The organism is Azospira sp. I09 (assembly GCF_009177135.1).
Classification (GTDB): Bacteria; Pseudomonadota; Gammaproteobacteria; order Burkholderiales; family Rhodocyclaceae; genus Azospira; species Azospira oryzae.
In genome coordinates this window covers 934,694-952,188 of sequence record NZ_AP021844.1, presented here as the reverse complement: position 1 = coordinate 952,188, position 17,495 = coordinate 934,694, and the positions used below count along the sequence as shown (strand labels likewise).

The following is a 17,495-nucleotide window of genomic DNA, read 5'->3' as shown; positions in this document are numbered from 1 at the left end:
ATGAACTTCATCCATCCCGCAAGCCTATTTCGACGGAGGCGCGCCATGAACACACGCATCTGCACCGCCCTGGTCCTGGGGCTGCTGGCCACGGCCGCCCAGGCCCAGAACAGCACCCAGATCTACCAGATGCCCAAGGAGCAATCCATCGAACTGGGGGACGGCCAGACCCTTTACCCCTACAAGAAGGCGCCGCCGATGGGCACGGTGATCGAGCAGGGCAACGCCACGCCCGGCATTCCCACCACCGGGGTACAGCCGTTGCCCACGGTTCCCGGCGCCCGCACGGCGCCGCGCAGCCCCAGCTACCGCTACTACCAGCCCCACAAGGACGGCAAGGGCACTTCCGTCATCGGTCCCGACGGCGTCACCTACTGTCGCAGCCCCAACGGCAAGCTGGTGGTCTGCTACTGAGGCGGCAGCCTCCCGCGGCAACGAAATCGCACCAGGCCCGGGGAAGTTTCCCGGGCCTTTTTGTTCCGCCCTAGAGCGTCACTTCCCCATCCACGTAGAACCAGCGGCCCTCCCGGCGCTGGAAGCGGCTCGTTTCGCCCATGCGGAAGGCACGGCCGTTGTCCTTGCCCCGGGCGGTGAAGCGGACCCGGCCCCAGCAGCCGTCCTGGTCCCCTTCCTGGCTGGCCTCATGCACCGTCAGCTCCAGCCACTTGGGCTGGGGCGGGGTGTGGGCGTCCAGGTCCGGCGGGCAGGTTTCCGCCGCCCAGGTTGCCACCAGGTAATCGCTCAGGCCCAGGACGTAGGCGCTGTAGCGGGAGCGCATCAGGGCTTCCGGCGTCCCTGCCGGCTGGCCGCCGTGATAGACGCCGCAACAGCGGGCGTAGGGCTGGCCGGAGCCGCAGGGACAGGTGCGAACGGGAGCGGGCTTGGACATGGGGAGCAGGCGGGGAAAGGCGGAGTGGGCGGAATGAAAAAGCGGCAGGGCAAGTGCTGCCGCGTCAGGCGCAAGGTTGATGGTGCCAACTGCAAAAGGCAGAAACAACACTGCCGCCCATGGGCGGCAGCGCTGGCGGCGGCGTAAAGCCTTACATCATGCCGGCGACGGAGGCGTACATCTGGGTCGGCGACCGGCTGGGAGCGACGCTGCCGGACGGGCCTTGCTGCCCCAGGCTAACCTTGGTGGATTCTTCCACCGGCTCCCGGCGATCCTCGGCCTTGCTTTCCTGCTCCTTGCGCTCGACCTGGCGGGTCTCGGCCGTTTGCTGGGTCTGCTGCAACTGCTGGGTCTGGAGGGAGCTGCTTTGACTGCTGACTGCCTGAACCATGGGATGACTCCTGCGAGATAACACTTAAATCATAGGCCTATTTGCGACGGCGGCCAGGAGAATTTTCGCCGGCGGGCGGCAGGCCAGTCCCTAGGCGGCTTCCGGCGGGGCCGCCAGGCGCGCCAGGGCGGCCTGGGGGGTGAGTATCTGCAACTGGCCCAGGGCGCTGCGGCGGCGGGCCAGCTTGAGCACCAGCTTGTCCTTGGAGAGCAACCAGTGGGCGCCGGCGGTGACCGCCAGTTCGATGAACTTCTGGTCGTCCCGGTCCCGGCATTTGGGCAGGGGCGGCGCTGTCACGTCGTCCGGCTGGCGCTGTGCCAGGGCGGAGTAGGCGGCGTAGATGGCGGCCTGCCGTGCCGGCTCCACCTTGAACTGGGGATAGGCCAGCACCCGGGCCAGTTCGTCCAGGGTGGCGCCGTTGGCCAGGGCCACGGCCCGGCCGGCGGCCAGTTCCCGGGCCAGAGCCTGCACCGAGGGCTCCTCGAACATGTAGAGGTCGAGGACCACGTTGGTGTCTAGCACCCAGATGTGTTGGTGGGAGGTAGGCAATTGAGGACCTAGGTGAAAAACGGGGAGGAATTATCCCACTGCTTCCAATGTGAAGTAAGTCTTAAGTCATATTCATTAGGCATTAATGGCTATTGAATAAATTTATTGTAAGGAATAAGTTCCCCAGAAATATTACAAATAAATGTTACTTGCAGCGATTCAGTCGCTGGTTAGGGAGCAGTTTTGAGCAGCCAATACAAGTGGTTTCGCGTCGTTTTTCCTTTGTTTTTCCTTGCATCAACCCAGTCCTGGGGACAGCTTCCTCCTTCCGTGGCGGATATTAATTCCCAGGAAACCATACGGCAGCAAGAGCGGGAACGCTTGTTGCGCCAGCAGCAGGAAAAAGCCCCTGATGTAATGTTGGAACGGCAGTCCGCTCTTGGGGAGCGGATACCGCTGGATGAGCAGCCATGCTTTCCGATTCGCGACATTGTGTTGATCGGAGAGGGGGTAGAACGTTTCCGCTGGGCCTTGAATGATGCGAGTGTTCCTGGCGATCCCAATGTTGGACGATGTCTGGGAACCCAGGGCATCAACCTAGTGATGAAGCGCATTCAGAACGCAATCGTTGCCAAAGGGTATGTGACGACCCGCGTTCTGGCTGCTCCCCAGGATTTGCAGAGCGGCCGCCTGGAGCTGACCATCGTTCCCGGAAAAATACGGGATATCCGTTTCAGCGAGAACAGGGATGGCCGGGGAACCCTCATCAATGCATTACCCGAAAACCCAGAAGGGTTGCTTAATCTACGAGACATTGAACAGGCCCTGGAGAATTTGAAGCGGGTGCCTACGGCTGATGCAGATATCCAGATTTCGCCTTCTTCCGCTGAGGGAGCCGGGCCGGGCGACAGCGACTTACTGGTGAGCTATCGGCAGAACTTCCCCTTTCGGTTGAGCATGTCCGTGGATGACGGGGGATCCAAGGCAACAGGAAAGTTGCAGGGTAGTACCACTTTTTCCTACGACAATTGGCTAACGCTGAATGATCTTTTTTATTTAAGTGTCAATGAAAATCTGGACAAAGGGGACTCGGGGAATCGTGGCACTAGTGGGTATACAGCGCACTATTCCTTGCCCCTGGGGTATTGGCTGCTTGGGGTTACCGGAAGCAAGAACCGCTATTTTCAGCGCGTTAGTGGCATCAACCAGTCCTATGTCTACAGCGGTACCAGCCATAACGCAGAGGTGAAATTGTCGCGGAATCTCTATCGCGACGGTACGCGCAAGACCACAGGTTGGGTCAAAGGGTGGCTTAAGGAGTCCAACAACTATATCGACGATACCGAAGTGGAAGTGCAGAGGCGTCGGACTGCCGGGTGGGAACTTGGCATTTCCCATCGAGAATATCTTGCCGAAACGGTCCTCGATTTGAGCTTGGCCTATCGTCGTGGAACTGGCGCCCTCCGCTCCCTGCATGCCCCCGAGGAAAACTTCGGCGAAGGGACTTCCCGTCTGGGACTGGTGACAGCAGACGCTCTCCTGAATGTCCCTTTTCGGGTGCTGGGGCAAAACCTTCGTTACAGCGGGCAATGGCGTGGGCAGTGGAATGAAACTCCCCTGGTTCCCCAGGATAGGTTCTCCATTGGTGGGCGTTACACCGTGCGAGGCTACAGCGGTGAATCCGTACTGTCAGCCGATCGAGGGTGGCTGATTCGCAACGATCTATCTACTCCACTGGGCGGAAGCGGCCAGGAACTATATCTCGGTTTGGATTATGGAGAAGTCGGTGGCCCGTCATCGGCTTTTCTTGTCGGGCATTACCTGGCGGGTGCCGTCCTCGGTTTTAGAGGTGGCTGGGGAGCCGTCAGTTACGACGTTTTCGTCGGTCAGCCGGTGAAGCATCCGAGCGATTTCAAGGCAGACCATTCGGTTACCGGGTTTTCCATTTATTTCCAGCTTTAGTTTGCAGAAACAGGGAGCACTCTTTCATGAACAAGAATATTTTCCGCATCATTTTCAATGAAGTCCGTGGGGTATTCATGGTGGTGGCTGAAACCGTCTCTATCCGGGGTGGTTCCGGCAGCAAGAGTGCGTGTAGCGGGACGCACCGTTATTGGGCGAAACTGCGCCCCCTGTCGTTCTCCTTGATGGCAGCCTTTGGCACGGGTATCTGGCTGGCCCCGGCCCAGGCTCAGGTGATTGCTGACCCCAATGCACCGCGGGGCCAGCAACCAAACGTCTTGAGTGCTGGTAACGGAGTGCCGCTGGTCAATATTCGGACCCCTAGTGCCGGAGGCGTCTCCCGTAACACCTATAGCCAGTTTGACGTCAATGCCCAAGGGGTCATTCTCAACAATGCCCATAACAATGCCAAAACCGAGCTGGGGGGATGGGTTCAGGGAAACCCATGGCTGGCTGCTGGTACCGCCCGGGTGATCTTGAATGAAGTGAATTCCTCCAATCCCAGTCAGCTGCGAGGCTATGTAGAAGTAGCTGGGGATCGAGCCCAGGTGGTGATCGCCAATCCGGCAGGCGTTACCTGTGATGGTTGCGGTTTCGTCAATGCCACACGTGCCACCCTGACGACAGGAACCGCCATCCTTGGCAGTGGTGGCTTGGAGGGCTACAGGGTTCAAAGTGGAAGTGTGGTAATCGAAGGAAATGGGCTGGATGGAACCCGTTCTGACTACACTGAAATCATTGCCCGATCGGTACAAATCAATGCCGGTATTTGGGCCCAGGGGTTGACCGTTGCTACCGGCAACGGCCAGTTCGATAACAGCAACGCCATGGTGGCCCCGGTCACCGCCGGTACATCTGCTCCCTCTTTTGCCATTGATGTTTCCCATCTGGGCGGGATGTATGCCGGGAAAATTGCTCTGATTGGAACGGAAGCCGGTGTGGGGGTACGCAATGCCGGCCATATTGGGGGGAGTGCCGGAGCTGTTACGGTCAGTGCCAACGGGCGCTTGGAAAATGCGCAAGGGGCAACAATTTATGCCAGTGCCGGCATCAACCTGAATGCTGCCGATGTCATCGAGAACAACGGTTCCATTTCTTCCCAGGGAAACATGCTGGCCAGCAGCCAAGCTAAGTTTCTGAATCGCGGAGTTGTTGCGGCGGCGGACGAATTGAGTATTCGCGCTTCCCAGATTGACAACGCTAAGCATGTCATTGGATCGGTCAATGGCAGTGTGAATCTCAACGCAACTGCAGGAGAAGTTCAGAACACGGAAGGCCGGATTGAAGCCAAGCAGGATGTCAGCATCCAAGGAGCTGGGATCAATAACCAGAGCGGAGCCATTATCGGCGGCAATCTACGGTTGGATAGCTCTAAAGAACTCAATAACGAAAAGGGATTTCTGGTTGCCCAGGGCAATCTGGCGATGACCGCAGATTCCCTATCCAACAAAACAGGCCTTGTCGGGGCCAAAGGGCTGCTTTCTCTGGAAGGCAACAACGTACTCAATGAAGATGGTCTGTTCGTCAGTGAAGGGCGTATCGCAATGGCGGTATCCCAGAAGTTGGACAACCAAGGAGGGCAAATTCGCTCCCAGGGAGATGTCGAGCTTGACGCCAGCAATGGCGAGATCCTCAACGATGGCAAGAATGCTTCCAGCCTGATCCGCTCGGGCGGCGCAGTGACGATCAAAGCGAGCAGTTTTTCCAACACGGAAACCAAAGGGAGCGGCCAGGGCCTTAATGATCAGGGGATTGACGGCCAGTCCCTTGTTTTTCTCGTCTCCAGCTTAAACAACAGCAAAGGGTCGATTCGTGCAGACGACAGTGCTTCTCTGATCGTCGGCCAGAAATTTGACAATACGGGAGGTCTGGTTTCGGCCGGGAAGTCCTTGTTGGTTCAGGACAATGCAGTCGCCTTCTCGCCAAGCGCCTGGGCCAATGCCCTGCAGGGCAAAAATACCGATGGCCGTCTGATTGCCGGGGAGCAACTGAGCCTGAGTCTGAAAGGGCTCGAAGGAGCTGGCCAGATACTCAGCTTGGGCACGCTAACAGCCCGTATTGCTGGGGACTACAGCAACACCGGAACTATTCAAGCCAATGGCTCCTTGAGCGTTTCTGTGCAGGGAACGCTGAATAATCAGAGCAAAATTCAGGGCGCCGATTCCCTCCAGGTCGAAGCGGAAGTATTTGACAATACTTCTGGCGGTGAGGTGATGAGTGGCCGAGAGACCGCCGTTATCGCCGGAAATGCCGTCACCAATCGAGGATTGATCGATGGTGCCACTACGTATGTCAATGCCAAACTGATCGACAATCTCGGCACTGGCCGGATTTACGGCAACGATGTGGCGCTGGCGGCCGAGACCCTGCGTAACGATTCGGAGTCAGGAAAGTCCGCCTCCATCATGGCGCGTAACCGCTTGGATATCGGTGTCAGCAAGCTGGTCAACGCCGAGCTTTCAAATATCTACAGTGCCGGAAACATCGCCATTGGCGGTTCCTTGACCGAGGAGCGCAAAGCCGTAGGTCGCGCCCAGGCGGTAGATAACATCAGCGCCACCATTGAATCTCTGGGCGACATGGCGATTGCTACCAATAGCCTCAGCAATCGTAACACCCACTTCTCCACCAAGGATGTGGTGCTGTCCACGGAGTCATTTGTCCAATACCAGGGGGCCGGGTCGTCTAACATCTATAGCAGCGGTGCCTACTACGAGCATGTACGGGACAGCTTTTATCGGCTTCGTACTCCGGATGGGGGCTGGGACAACTCCTATCGCTACCAATATACCCGTACTACCAGCGAAACCCAGGTAGCCACTTCCATCCCCGGCCAGATTCTGGCCGGCGGGAATTTGATCATTGAGGCCGACTCCATCCTCAACGACAAGAGCCGAATCATTGCCGGTGGCAATTTACAGGTTGCAGCCCTGGATTTGGTGAATACGGAGCTTACAGGTAGTCGTACTGTCCGTGATTACGGGACGTTTTTTGCCCTGCTCGGCCATCAACCCAGCGGCAAACATAACGACTGGACCGAGGTCAGAGCTTCCACTTACTCTCCCGCTCCTACGGTTACCGAGATTCGCCTCAGCCCCACAGATTATGGTGGGAATAAAGCCAATGTGGGGACAGGTACCCAGATAGGTTCTCTGGCGGTTAATAGCGTTACCCAATCCGCCCAGAATGGTGGTTCCAAAGTGGTTAGTCTGGCCAACAGTGGCGACTTTTCCTCCACCATTAATTCAGGGAGTCTCTTTCGCCCCAGCACTACCCCTGGCGCTACCTATGTGATGGAAAGCGATCCCCAGTTCGCCAACTATCGGGCCTGGCTAAGTTCCGACTACATGCTGCAGCAGCTGAGCATCGACCCCGCCACGACCCAGAAGCGCTTGGGAGACGGCTTTTACGAGCAGAAACTGATTCGGGAGCAGGTTGCCCAGCTGACGGGGCGGCGTTTCCTGGATGGCTATGCCGACGATGAAGCCCAATACCGTTCCTTGCTTGAGCAAGGGGCCGTTTTTGCCAAGGCCCACCAGCTCGTCCCCGGAGTGGCGCTGACAGATGCCCAGATGGCACAACTGACCAGCGATATTGTCTGGCTGGTGGAAAAGACCGTGACGCTGCCGGATGGCAGCAAGGTTCAGGCTCTGGTGCCCCAGGTTTACGTTCGTCTGCAGCCTGGCGATCTGGATGGTAGCGGCGCCCTGCTGGCGGGACGCAATGTCGATATCAATCTCTCCCAAAACCTCGCCAATAGCGGCACCATTGCAGGCCGCAACGTGGTCAGTCTTCAGGGACAGAACCTTGCCAATCTGGGCGGCAGCATCATTGGCCGGGATGTCAGCCTCAAAGCCGTGGCCGACATCAACAACCTGGGCGGGGTCATCGCCGCCCAGGACCGCCTGGCCCTGGATGCTGGCCGCAATCTCACTGTTGCCTCCACCACCCACAGCGAAAGCACCGGCAACTCCAGTCGCACCAACATCGACCGGGTGGCGGGCCTCTACGTCAGCAACCCCAAGGGCCTGCTCCTGGCCAGCGCCAAGAACGACATCACCCTGGCGGCCGCGGACATCCGCAACGATGGCGTCAGCGGTACCACCGTCATCGAAGCCGGCGGCAACCTGAACCTGGGCACAGTCCAGGAAACCTACAATCGCAGCGCCGTTTTCGACAACCGCAATACCTACAAGGAAAGCAAGAGTGCCGAAGTCGGTACCAGCATCCAGGTCCAGGGCGACATTGCCCTTTTGGCTGGCAGCAATTTCAACGCCCGGGCCGCCCAGGTTCTCAGCGATGCCGGCACCATCGGCGTTCAGGCCCAGGGCAGCATCAACATCAGCGAAGGGCGGGCCACCGCCTCCATGGCCTCCGACACCTACACCAAGAGCAAAGGCAGCTGGGGCTCCAAGAAAGAAGTGACGACACGGGACCGCAGCGACAGCGATCGCGCCATCTCCAGCTCATTCAGCGGCGAGCGGGTCGCTATGGTGGCGGGCAAAGACCTGGTCGTCCAAGGCAGCAATATCACCTCCACCCAGGGCACGACCCTGGCGGCAGGGAACGATCTGACCATCAAGGCGGCGACAGAAACCACCACCGAGAGCCATTTCCGGGACGAAAAAAACAAGGGCCTATTCGTCGGCGGCGGCAGCATCACCCTGGGCAAGAAGCAGCACACCGTGGATAGCCAGGGCGACGGCAGCAGCGCCCTGGGCAGCCTCATCGGCGCCACCGACGGCGATGTCACCCTGACGGCAGGAAATGCCTATCGGCAGATCGGCAGCGACATCATTACCCCCAAGGGCAACATCGACATCAGCGCCAAGCGGGTGGATATCGAAGAAGCCCGGGAAACCAGCCGTCACACCCAGACCGAGACCTTCAAACAAAGCGGTCTCACTATCGGAGTTTCTGGCGGAGCCTTTGCCTCCGCCAAGGAAACTGCGGCTCGGGAATTCAAGACTGCTCGAGAGAGCGGTGGTATTCGGCGTGTCACAAATTTAGTGATGGCTCTGGACGATGCAACATCGGCAAAGAACGCAGTAACAGGCGTGATGAAGGGGTATGACAAGGAGGGATTGCTCGGCGCCGCCAAGAAGACCGGTGTCCAGGTTACCGTCAGTCTCGGCAGCAGCAAGAGTGAAAGCAAAATGCAGAGCACATCGGATACAGCCAGGGGTTCCCAGGTCGTCGCCGGCGGCGATGTTTCAATCCGTGCGACAGGCGAAAACGAGAAATTGCTAATACAGGGAAGCTCGATTCAGGCCGGGGGCAATGCCACTCTGGAGTCCAGCGGCGATATTGAACTTCGGGCTGCTGCGAACTCGAGTAGCCAGAGCAGCACCAATAAAAGCAGCTCAGCCAGTATCGGAGCCAGCTACGGTTTTGCAGGCTTGACCGTCAATGCCAGCGCAAGCAAAGGCAAAGGCAACAGCAACGGCAATGAAACCAATTGGACGGAAACCGTCGTCAAGGCTGGCGACCAACTCAACCTGAAGTCCGGCGGCAACACCACCCTGCAAGGCGCCATTGCCGAAGCCAAGACCATTGTGGCCAGTGTTGCCGGCGATCTTCGCGTCGAAAGCCTTCAAGACAGCAGCAGCTATCACAGCCAGCAAAGCAATACGGGGTTCAGCATCAGCGTTCCCGTCTCCGGCACGGCCATTGACCCCAAACTGGTTTCTGGAAGCGGGCTGACCAATGGCAGTCTTAACTCCAACAAGCAAACCACCGACGGCGACTATCGTAGCGTTGTGGAACAGAGCGGTTTCAAGGCGGGTGAAGGAGGCTTCCGTATCGATGTCGAGGGCAATACCGACCTCAAAGGCGGGGTGATTGCCAGTGCCGCGGATGCAGATAAGAACCGCCTCAGCACCGGCTCCCTCAGCAGCAGCGATATTCAGAACAGCAGCTCAGCCAGCAGCACCAGCAAGGGTATGAATCTGAACCAGGATTTGTTGAGCGGCTACGGCGCCGCTCGTACCCTGCTGACCAGCCATCATCTGGGAACGGATGAAAACGCCAATGCCAGCGGCACCACCAGTTCCGCCGTTGCTCCCGCCACGATTCAGATAAATACCCAGGACGGCGCAACCAAGGCCGCCAGCGATCAGGCCGTTGCGGCGCTGAGCCGGGATACCGAAGGCGCCAATCAGAGCGTCGCCCGCATCGACGCAGAGGCCATGGAAAAGCGCGTGGCCAAGGATGCAGCCCAGCGGGCCCAGGATGTGCAACTGGTTACCCGCCTCACCGACGACGCCTACCGGGTGATGTTCCGGGAGCCCCCCAAGTTCTACAAGGTGGAATGCACCAGCGAAAAACAATGCCAGACGAAGGAAGTGGATCCCCAGGAAGTGAAGGCCGCCCTGGCTGCGGGTACTTTAGGGAACAGACCAGTGCTGGCGGTGAACGGCATCCAGAACGACCTGGAGCGGGCCGCCGAACTGGCTTATCAGAACGCTATCACCCAATCCAAAAATGAGACCGGGACGACTGTAACAACGAAGCCGGAAGCCATTTATCTGATGCACTACCTGCCGGCCAGCACTACGGTAGGCGAGTTGCTGGTGGCCGGCTATGAAAAGAACTTGGCCTCTACCCTCGGCTATACCAATGCAGACCGGGCTTACGCGGATGCGGTGGGCGGTGCCGACAAGGGCTTCTTCACCAGCCTGGGACACAGCCGTGGCACCCTGGTGCAGACCAATGCCAACGATATTCTGTCAGGTCGGGGATATTCCAACCAAAATATCGAGTATCGAGGTGTAGGGGGGGCTTTGTCGAAAGATGACTATACAAAGTCGGCAGCAGCGGTTATCGGTAATTCTGCTAATAATGACAATATTCAATTCAGCTATTTTGCTAATGATCTGGTCTCGGTGCTTATCGGAGGAAATCCAGGCACATTGAGTGTTCCGGAGATACTCCGGTTGATGACAACGGATAACAGTGCTCACAGTTGTTATGGAACCGGAGCCACAGGCTGTCAGCAGGTTGAGTTTCCCGGTGTTAATCCCGGAACGCCGGAAAAAAATAAGCTGCTTATTGAGTATGTTGGCGGGAAATTGAGAAAATAGGATTGGCGAAAGGTGTTGGTGATGAATAATGATTATAGGTGTAATTTTATTTTTGTATTATGTATTTCGGCACTGGTTTCCGGCTGTGTTGGTGATTTGATATGGAATAACGATGAACGCTATATGTATCGTGGTGCATTGGATTCAGGTTTGCCAGAGATTTACAACACATATCAGTTCAATTTTTTGCGAACCTACCGTGTGACGCATCAATGGCCAAGAGAGGCGGATTTCTGCGGTGCTTACAGAAAGCATCCTACGTTGGGTGTTCAGGATGGAAAGAGTGGGGAGTTTTTCAATGTTTCAGAAATTTATGAAGATGGTGGAAAAACATGGCAAGGAAGTTCGATTGGAAAACCTCCGGCAGATTTTGATTATGCAGTTCGCAGCATCAAGCGAATGTACCCTGAGTACGCAGTAGAGACAGATCGGGCCGGAAATCGTTATAAGACCGATAAGGTCATTGGGATGAAAGAGAAAGAGGTCGGGCGAGGTTCAATATGTAACTACGTATGGTCCGGATTGGATCAAGCCTTGATGTTGGAGATATTTAAGCAATCACAGGAAGATTATATTAGGAGCTTTGAAACTAGGCCAGGAATTGTTGTGAAAGAGAAAGTTGGCCAAAATGAATGGTGGTCAAAGCGTACCCCATACAATCCTGCGACTAAGGCGTTAGGGAGTGAGCTTTGGGTTACGAAGTTGGGGAATAGCGATTATATTTTAATTATCACCTGGGCGCATGGGGAGCGTTCAGAAAACAGGCCGGAAATCAATGCCAAGTTCCAGGCTGCATTACGCCATCTGCTCGAATCAGTGCGCATTGAGTCGTTGAAATGAGCGCAATAAAGATAGGGTAGTGGTCCAATGAATCGAATCTTTGGATGGCGAAATAGTATCGTAGTGCTGTTGTCGTTGTTTCTTGCGGGCTGTATTGGCAATCTGATACAGAATAACGACGAGCGCTATATGTATCGTGGCGCATTGGATTCAGGTTTGCCAGAGATTTACAACACATATCAGTTCAACTTTTTGCGAACCTATCGTGTGACGCATCAATGGCCAAGAGAGGCAGATTTTTGCGGTGCTTATAGAAAGCATCCTACGTTGGGTGTTCAGGATGGAAAGAGTGGGGAGTTTTTCAATGTTTCAGAAATTTATGAAGAAGGAGGAAAGACATGGCAAGGAAGCTCGGTTGGTAAGCCTCCTGCAGATTTTGATTATGTAGTTCGCAGTATCAAGCGAATGTACCCTGAGTATGCAGTAGAGACAGATCGGACTGGAAACCGCTATACGACTAATAAGATAGTGGCGATGAGAGAAAGGGAGGATGGAATGGTTCCAGTTTGCTATAACACATGGGCTGGTACATTCCATTCATTATCCTTTAGCTTGCTCAAGCGTACGGTAAATGAATGGCGAGAATATATAAATCAGTCTCTGCCTGGTGGTACTTGGTCTTCCGTCCAAATACAGGGTCGGAATTGGTTTTTATATACGTTACCACTACGTCCCCGGGCCTCCGGGAATATATATTCCGGACCTTATCAGTTGTGGATAACACCTGTCGGAAATTCTGACTATAGTATTGGCATTAAACTGGGTGCTACGATGGAATCGCTTCAATTTCCTCATGCGCATGCAAAATTTAAAGAAGCGGCCCAGCATTTGCTTGAATCAGTGCGCATTGAGCCGTTGAAATCAGTGCAATAAAGACAGGTACAGCCTAATGGATCAACTTACTGGATGGCGAAGCAGTATCGTAATTCTGCTGCCATTTTTTCTTGCGGGCTGTATTGGCAATCTGATACAGAATAACGATGAACGCTATATGTATCGTGGCGCATTGGATGCGGGGTTGCCGAGGGTTTATGATACTTATCAGTTCAATTTTTTACGGACCTATCGGGTAACACATCAGTGGCCGCGAGACTCCGATCATTGTACTGCTTATAGCAAACTTCCAACGTTGGGGGTGAAGGATGGTAATAGCGGAGAGTTTTACAATGTTTTAGAAATCTATGAGGATGGTGGAAAAACGTGGCAGGGAGGATTGGCTAAACAGCCGCCAGATGATTTTGATTATGCAGTTCGCAGCATTAAGCGAATGTACCCTGAGTATGCAGTAGAGACAGATCGGGCCGGAAATCGGTATAAAACCGATAAAGTGATTGGGGCGAAAGAAAAAGAAATTGGTAGAAATTCTGTTTGTAATAACGTATGGGCAGGTCTAGATCAAGTCTTTATGTTGGAGTTATTCAAGCAGCCGCTAGAAGAAAAGCTAAAGGAGTTTGAAGCCAGACCCGGGGTGATTTCGAAAGAGAAAATTGGTCAGAATGAATGGTGGTCTAGACGTACGCCATACAACCCGGTGAGCAAGGCCCTAGGGAGTGAATATTGGGTAACAAGGGTGGGGAGTAGCGACTACATATTGATTATTATCTGGGCTCACGGAGAGCGGTCGGAAAATAGGCCGGAAATCAATACCAAGTTCCAGGCGGCATTACGCCATCTGCTTGAGTCGGTGCGTGTCGAGCCGCTTAATCCCGGAGCCTGAGCGGGGTTTTTCGTATTTTCTTTTTCCGATGTTTCATTGATTATTTTTTGCGGAATAATTTTATTTTCGTCATTTACTGCAATGGTGGGGCGTCGTTCTGGTATCAAGCAGTTAGGGCGGTTATTTAGTCATTGGTTTTTTTGCGGCATTTGAAATCGTGTTGAGGAAATTTAAACCCTGTGGAGGTGGAATAATGGTGCGTTGGCATTGTCGTGTTTTGTTGGTGTGGGCGGTCGTGCTTTTGGCCGGGTGTCTGACAATGAGCGGGAATTATGTGGTGACGGCGGTCGATGGCCAAGGCTCGCCGCTGAATGTCGTTTCCCATGCCCAGGGCAGCGGAATCTACTCTGTACGAAATGCCATTTGTGCAGCCCAGCCCAAAGCGGTGGTGACGATCCGGGAGCGGGAAGGCGGCAAGGAAGTGGCGGGTGAGAGCCCCTATCGATGCAATTGAGCATCAGCATTGGAAGGTTCCCGTTGAAAAAATATGAAGCGGGGCAATGGCTGCAGCGCGGGCGTACGCTGGGGCGTTGGATGCTGCTATGGGGCACAGCCGGGCTTGTCGGAGGGTGTGCCGGCCCGGTTTCGCTGCGGGGGGATGGGGAAGCGCCTTCAGCCTGGATACGGGTATGGGCCGGGGAGCCGATTGCGATGCATCCGGGTCTCTCCTGCTATGACTCGCGTAACCCGCAGCGGGTCAAGGGCAAGGATGTTCTCGGGGGATTGTTACCCAATCGCCGTCTCGGTATGCCTGTGGCGGAGGATACTCCGTGGGGTTTTGACGAGTATGAGGTCAGGGCCGGGGAGGTGATTACCTTCGAGATGGGGGATCGTTCGTACCATTGGCAGGATCGGGTGAGTTGCCATCTTTCCGGCGTCTATTTCGTGCCGGAGCCCGGTAAGAAATACGAGGTCTTCAAAGACCGGAAACTGTGCAACATTCGTATCCGTGAATTGGTCGAGACGGCTTCGGGCAAGGTGGCGGTGGCGGCCATTACCAGCCGCACGGCGGGGGAGTGCGCTGCCAAGAAGTGAGTTGCCGTCGATACGTCGGCATGGCCTCAGTCTTGGGGTGACGCGATTTTCGCCAGGGGTATCGGCTCCGCCGTCCAGCTTTCCTCGGGCAAGGGGATGGCCAGTGCTTGCTGTGTCGGCACGCTACGGGGCTGGCCCCATTCCACCAGCTCCATGGTGCCGTCCAGGTGTTCGACGATGGCGGTGCAGGAATCCACCCAGTCGCCGCAGTTGATGTAGGTGACACCATCCATGGGGCGCAGGGCGGCCCAGTGGATGTGGCCGCAGATGACGCCGTCCAGGCCCCGCTCCCGCACTGCCCGGATCACCGAGTCCTCGAAGTCGAAGATGAAGTTGATGGCGGTCTTGACCTTGCGCTTGGCGTAGCCGGCGAGGGACCAGTAGCCGCTCATGCCGAGCCGGCGCCGGATCCAGGAGAGGCTGGTGTTGATGCGCACCAGGGTGTTGTAGGCCATGTCGCCGAGGACGGCGACCCAGCGGTGGTAGCGGGTCACCTGGTCGAACTCGTCGCCGTGGATGAGCAGGAAGCGCTGGCCGGCGGCGGTGGTGTGGATGTGCTCGTTGCGTACCTGGATGCCGCCGAAGTCGGTGCCGTCGTGTTCCCGCAGGGCCTCGTCGTGGTTGCCGGGGATCAGCACCACCTTGTCGCCGTGGCGGGCCCGGCGCAGCACCTTCTGCACCACCGTGTTCTGGGCCGTGGTCCAGTACACGCCGCGGCTCATGGACCAGAAGTCGATGATGTCGCCCACCATGTACAGGTATTCGGAGGGGTGTTCGCGCAGGAAATCGAGGAGGCGGTCCGCCTGGCACGCCCGGGTGCCCAGGTGGATGTCGGAGATGAAGATGGCTCGTACTTGCGGCATGGTTGGACGCAAGTGTGCCGGCCGAAAATGACGGTCTTGTGACGTTTCGACGGCGTTTCAGTGAAGTCCGGGCAGTTCGGCGGCGACGGCTTCGGCGATGGCCAGGGAGGCGGTGAGGCCCGGGGATTCGATGCCGAACAGGTTGATCAGGCCGGCCAGCCCGTGCTGCTCCGGCCCCTGCAGGCAGAAGTCCGCCGCCGCCGCACCGGGGCCGCTGATTTTCGGGCGCACGCCGCTGTAGGCCGGCTGCAGGGCGTTGTCGGCCAGCTGCGGCCAGTAGCGCCGTACTTCGGCGTAGAAGGCATCGGCACGGCGGGGATCGACCCGGTAGTCCAGGGCTTGCGGGTCCCGGGTCGCCAGCCATTCCACATCCGGGCCGAAGCGGGCCTGGCCGCCCAGGTCCAGGGTCAGGTGCACGCCCAGGCCGCCGGGCTCGGGCAGGGGATAGACCAGGCGGGAAAAGGGGGCGCGGCCGGCCAGGGAGTAGTAGTTGCCCTTGGCGTAATGGGCCGGGGGGATGGCCGTCGGGGCCAGCCCTTCGATGCCGGCCGCCACCTGGGTGGCGTGCAGGCCGGCGGCGTTGATCAGGATGGCCGCGTCCAGTTCCAGGGGCGCTTCGCCGCCGATGCTGATCCGCCAGAGGCCGCCGTGGCGCCGGGCTCCCCGAAAGGGGCTGCGCAGGGCCAGGGCGGCGCCGGCGCTTTCGGCTTCGCCCAGCAGGGCCAGCATGAAGCCGTGGCTGTCCACGATGCCGGTGGCAGGGGAGAGCAGGGCGGCGCTGCAGCTCAGGGCCGGTTCCAGGGCCCGGGCCTGGGCGGCGTCGAGACGGCGCAGGTCCGTTACGCCGTTGGCCTCGCCCTGGCGCTGCAGGGCGTCGAGGCCGGCTTCCTGGGCCGTCGAGGTGGCGACGATGAGCTTGCCGCAGGCCCGGTGGGCCACCTGGTGGGTGCGGCAGAAAGCGTAGAGCAGTTCCCGCCCTCGCAGGCACAGGGCCGCCTTATGGGAGCCGCTCGGGTAGTAGAGGCCGGCGTGGATGACTTCGCTGTTGCGGGCGCTGGTCTCCTGGCCGAAAGCGGCGTTCTTTTCCACCATCACCGTGTCGATGCCGCGCCGCGCCAGTTCCCGGGCGCAGGCCAGGCCCACCACCCCGGCGCCGATCACCACCGCTCCCGTCCGTTCCGTCATTGCCCGCTTTCTGTCATTGGATGGGCGGATTCTAGCCGAGGGCTGGATTGCTGCGGTGCACTGCGGTAGAGTAGCGGTTCGCCATACGTCACGGTATGGAAATTACCCACAACGCTTGCAGAGGGACATACATGGAACTGAAGACTATCGGTATCGTTGGCGCCGGCACCATGGGCAACGGCATCGCCCAGGCTTTCGCCGTCTCCGGCTTTGACGTCATCCTGACCGACATTTCCGAGGCCGCCGTGCAGAAGGGCGTGGCCACCATTTCCGGCAGCCTGGACCGCCTGATCAAGAAGGAAAAGATGACGGCCGGGCAGAAGGCCGCCGCCCTGGCCAAGATCCAGACCGCCACCGACGTGGCCGCCCTGAAGGGTGTGGACCTGATCATCGAGGCCGCCACCGAGAACTTCGAGCTGAAGACCAAGATCTTCAAGCAGCTGGACGAGCTGGCCAAGCCCGAGGCCATCATCGCCTCCAACACCTCCTCCATCTCCATCACCAAGCTGGCCGCCACCACCAAGCGTCCCGCCCAGGTCATCGGCATGCACTTCTTCAACCCGGTGCCGATGATGGCCCTGGTGGAAGTGATCCGCGGCCTGCAGACCTCCGATGCCACCTACGCCGCCGTGGAAACCCTGTCCAAGGCCGTCGGCAAGACTCCGGTGGAAGTGAAGAACAGCCCGGGCTTCGTGGTGAACCGCCTGCTCTGCCCCATGATCAACGAAGCCATCTTCGCCCTGGGCGAAGGCCTGGCCGATGCGGCCGCCATCGACGACGCCATGAAGCTGGGCTGCAACCACCCCATCGGCCCCCTGGCCCTGTGCGACATGATCGGTCTGGATGTGGAGCTGGCCGTGATGCAGGTGCTGTTCGAAGGCACTAAGGATCCCAAGTACCGCCCCGCCCCCCTGTTGGTGGAAATGGTGGAAGCCGGTTACCTGGGGCGCAAGACCGGCAAGGGCTTCTACACCTACTGAGCCGCGGTCGCCATGGCCTGAGCGCAGCCGGGCTGCGGTCGTAAAAAAGGCGGCGGGGAGTC

Annotated in this window: 14 protein-coding genes; 9 read left to right on the top strand and 5 right to left on the bottom strand. The window is 57.7% G+C overall.

Annotated features, from left to right (window positions below; all coding sequences use genetic code 11):
• Positions 1-45: 45 nt before the first annotated feature.
• Positions 46-414, top strand: a complete 369-nt coding sequence (locus AZSP09_RS04415; RefSeq protein ID WP_014237379.1) for a hypothetical protein — start codon at positions 46-48, stop codon at positions 412-414.
• Between the two features lie 70 nt (positions 415-484).
• Here the strand turns inward: AZSP09_RS04415 and AZSP09_RS04410 are convergent, their stop codons facing one another.
• The 3 genes from AZSP09_RS04410 to AZSP09_RS04400 all read right to left on the bottom strand — a co-directional run bounded on the left by AZSP09_RS04410 (position 485) and on the right by AZSP09_RS04400 (position 1,829).
• Positions 485-889: a YchJ family protein gene (locus AZSP09_RS04410; protein ID WP_152089294.1), complete on the bottom strand. Its 405-nt coding sequence runs from the start codon at positions 887-889 to the stop codon at positions 485-487.
• Positions 890-1,040: 151 nt separating this feature from the next.
• Complete coding sequence (locus AZSP09_RS04405) at positions 1,041-1,280, bottom strand: hypothetical protein (RefSeq protein WP_014237381.1); 240 nt, start codon at positions 1,278-1,280, stop codon at positions 1,041-1,043.
• Between the two features lie 90 nt (positions 1,281-1,370).
• Positions 1,371-1,829 carry a putative toxin-antitoxin system toxin component, PIN family gene (locus AZSP09_RS04400; protein WP_152089293.1) on the bottom strand — a complete coding sequence of 153 codons (459 nt, stop codon included), beginning with the start codon at positions 1,827-1,829 and terminating at the stop codon, positions 1,371-1,373.
• Between the two features lie 183 nt (positions 1,830-2,012).
• Here AZSP09_RS04400 and AZSP09_RS04395 point away from each other — a divergent pair, with 183 nt between their 5' ends.
• The 7 genes from AZSP09_RS04395 (at position 2,013) to AZSP09_RS04365 (ending at position 14,405) form a co-directional block, all read left to right on the top strand.
• Positions 2,013-3,731 carry a ShlB/FhaC/HecB family hemolysin secretion/activation protein gene (locus tag AZSP09_RS04395; protein ID WP_197739050.1) on the top strand — a complete coding sequence of 573 codons (1,719 nt, stop codon included), beginning with the start codon at positions 2,013-2,015 and terminating at the stop codon, positions 3,729-3,731.
• A gap of 26 nt (positions 3,732-3,757) precedes the next feature.
• Positions 3,758-10,813, top strand: coding sequence for a two-partner secretion domain-containing protein (locus AZSP09_RS04390; RefSeq protein WP_152089292.1), 7,056 nt, complete (start codon positions 3,758-3,760; stop codon positions 10,811-10,813).
• A gap of 21 nt (positions 10,814-10,834) precedes the next feature.
• A complete protein-coding gene (locus tag AZSP09_RS04385) occupies positions 10,835-11,653 on the top strand; it encodes a hypothetical protein (RefSeq protein WP_152089291.1) in 819 nt (272 codons plus the stop codon).
• A 27-nt stretch (positions 11,654-11,680) separates the two neighbouring features.
• Complete coding sequence (locus AZSP09_RS04380) at positions 11,681-12,526, top strand: hypothetical protein (RefSeq protein ID WP_152089290.1); 846 nt, start codon at positions 11,681-11,683, stop codon at positions 12,524-12,526.
• A 16-nt stretch (positions 12,527-12,542) separates the two neighbouring features.
• Positions 12,543-13,370: a hypothetical protein gene (locus AZSP09_RS04375; protein WP_152089289.1), complete on the top strand. Its 828-nt coding sequence runs from the start codon at positions 12,543-12,545 to the stop codon at positions 13,368-13,370.
• Positions 13,371-13,563: 193 nt separating this feature from the next.
• Positions 13,564-13,824, top strand: a complete 261-nt coding sequence (locus tag AZSP09_RS04370) for a hypothetical protein (protein ID WP_152089288.1) — start codon at positions 13,564-13,566, stop codon at positions 13,822-13,824.
• On the top strand, positions 13,815-14,405 hold the full coding sequence (locus tag AZSP09_RS04365) for a hypothetical protein (RefSeq protein ID WP_152089287.1): 591 nt from the start codon (positions 13,815-13,817) through the stop codon (positions 14,403-14,405). Before AZSP09_RS04370 ends, AZSP09_RS04365 begins: the two co-directional genes overlap by 10 nt.
• A gap of 26 nt (positions 14,406-14,431) precedes the next feature.
• Here the strand turns inward: AZSP09_RS04365 and AZSP09_RS04360 are convergent, their stop codons facing one another.
• Entirely contained in the window at positions 14,432-15,268 is an 837-nt protein-coding gene (locus AZSP09_RS04360; RefSeq protein WP_152089286.1) for a UDP-2,3-diacylglucosamine diphosphatase, read from the bottom strand.
• Positions 15,269-15,325: 57 nt separating this feature from the next.
• On the bottom strand, positions 15,326-16,453 hold the full coding sequence (locus AZSP09_RS04355) for an NAD(P)/FAD-dependent oxidoreductase (protein WP_152089285.1): 1,128 nt from the start codon (positions 16,451-16,453) through the stop codon (positions 15,326-15,328).
• A 131-nt stretch (positions 16,454-16,584) separates the two neighbouring features.
• Between AZSP09_RS04355 and AZSP09_RS04350 the strand changes: the two genes are divergently transcribed.
• Positions 16,585-17,433, top strand: a complete 849-nt coding sequence (locus AZSP09_RS04350; RefSeq protein ID WP_152089284.1) for a 3-hydroxybutyryl-CoA dehydrogenase — start codon at positions 16,585-16,587, stop codon at positions 17,431-17,433.
• Positions 17,434-17,495: the final 62 nt, after the last annotated feature.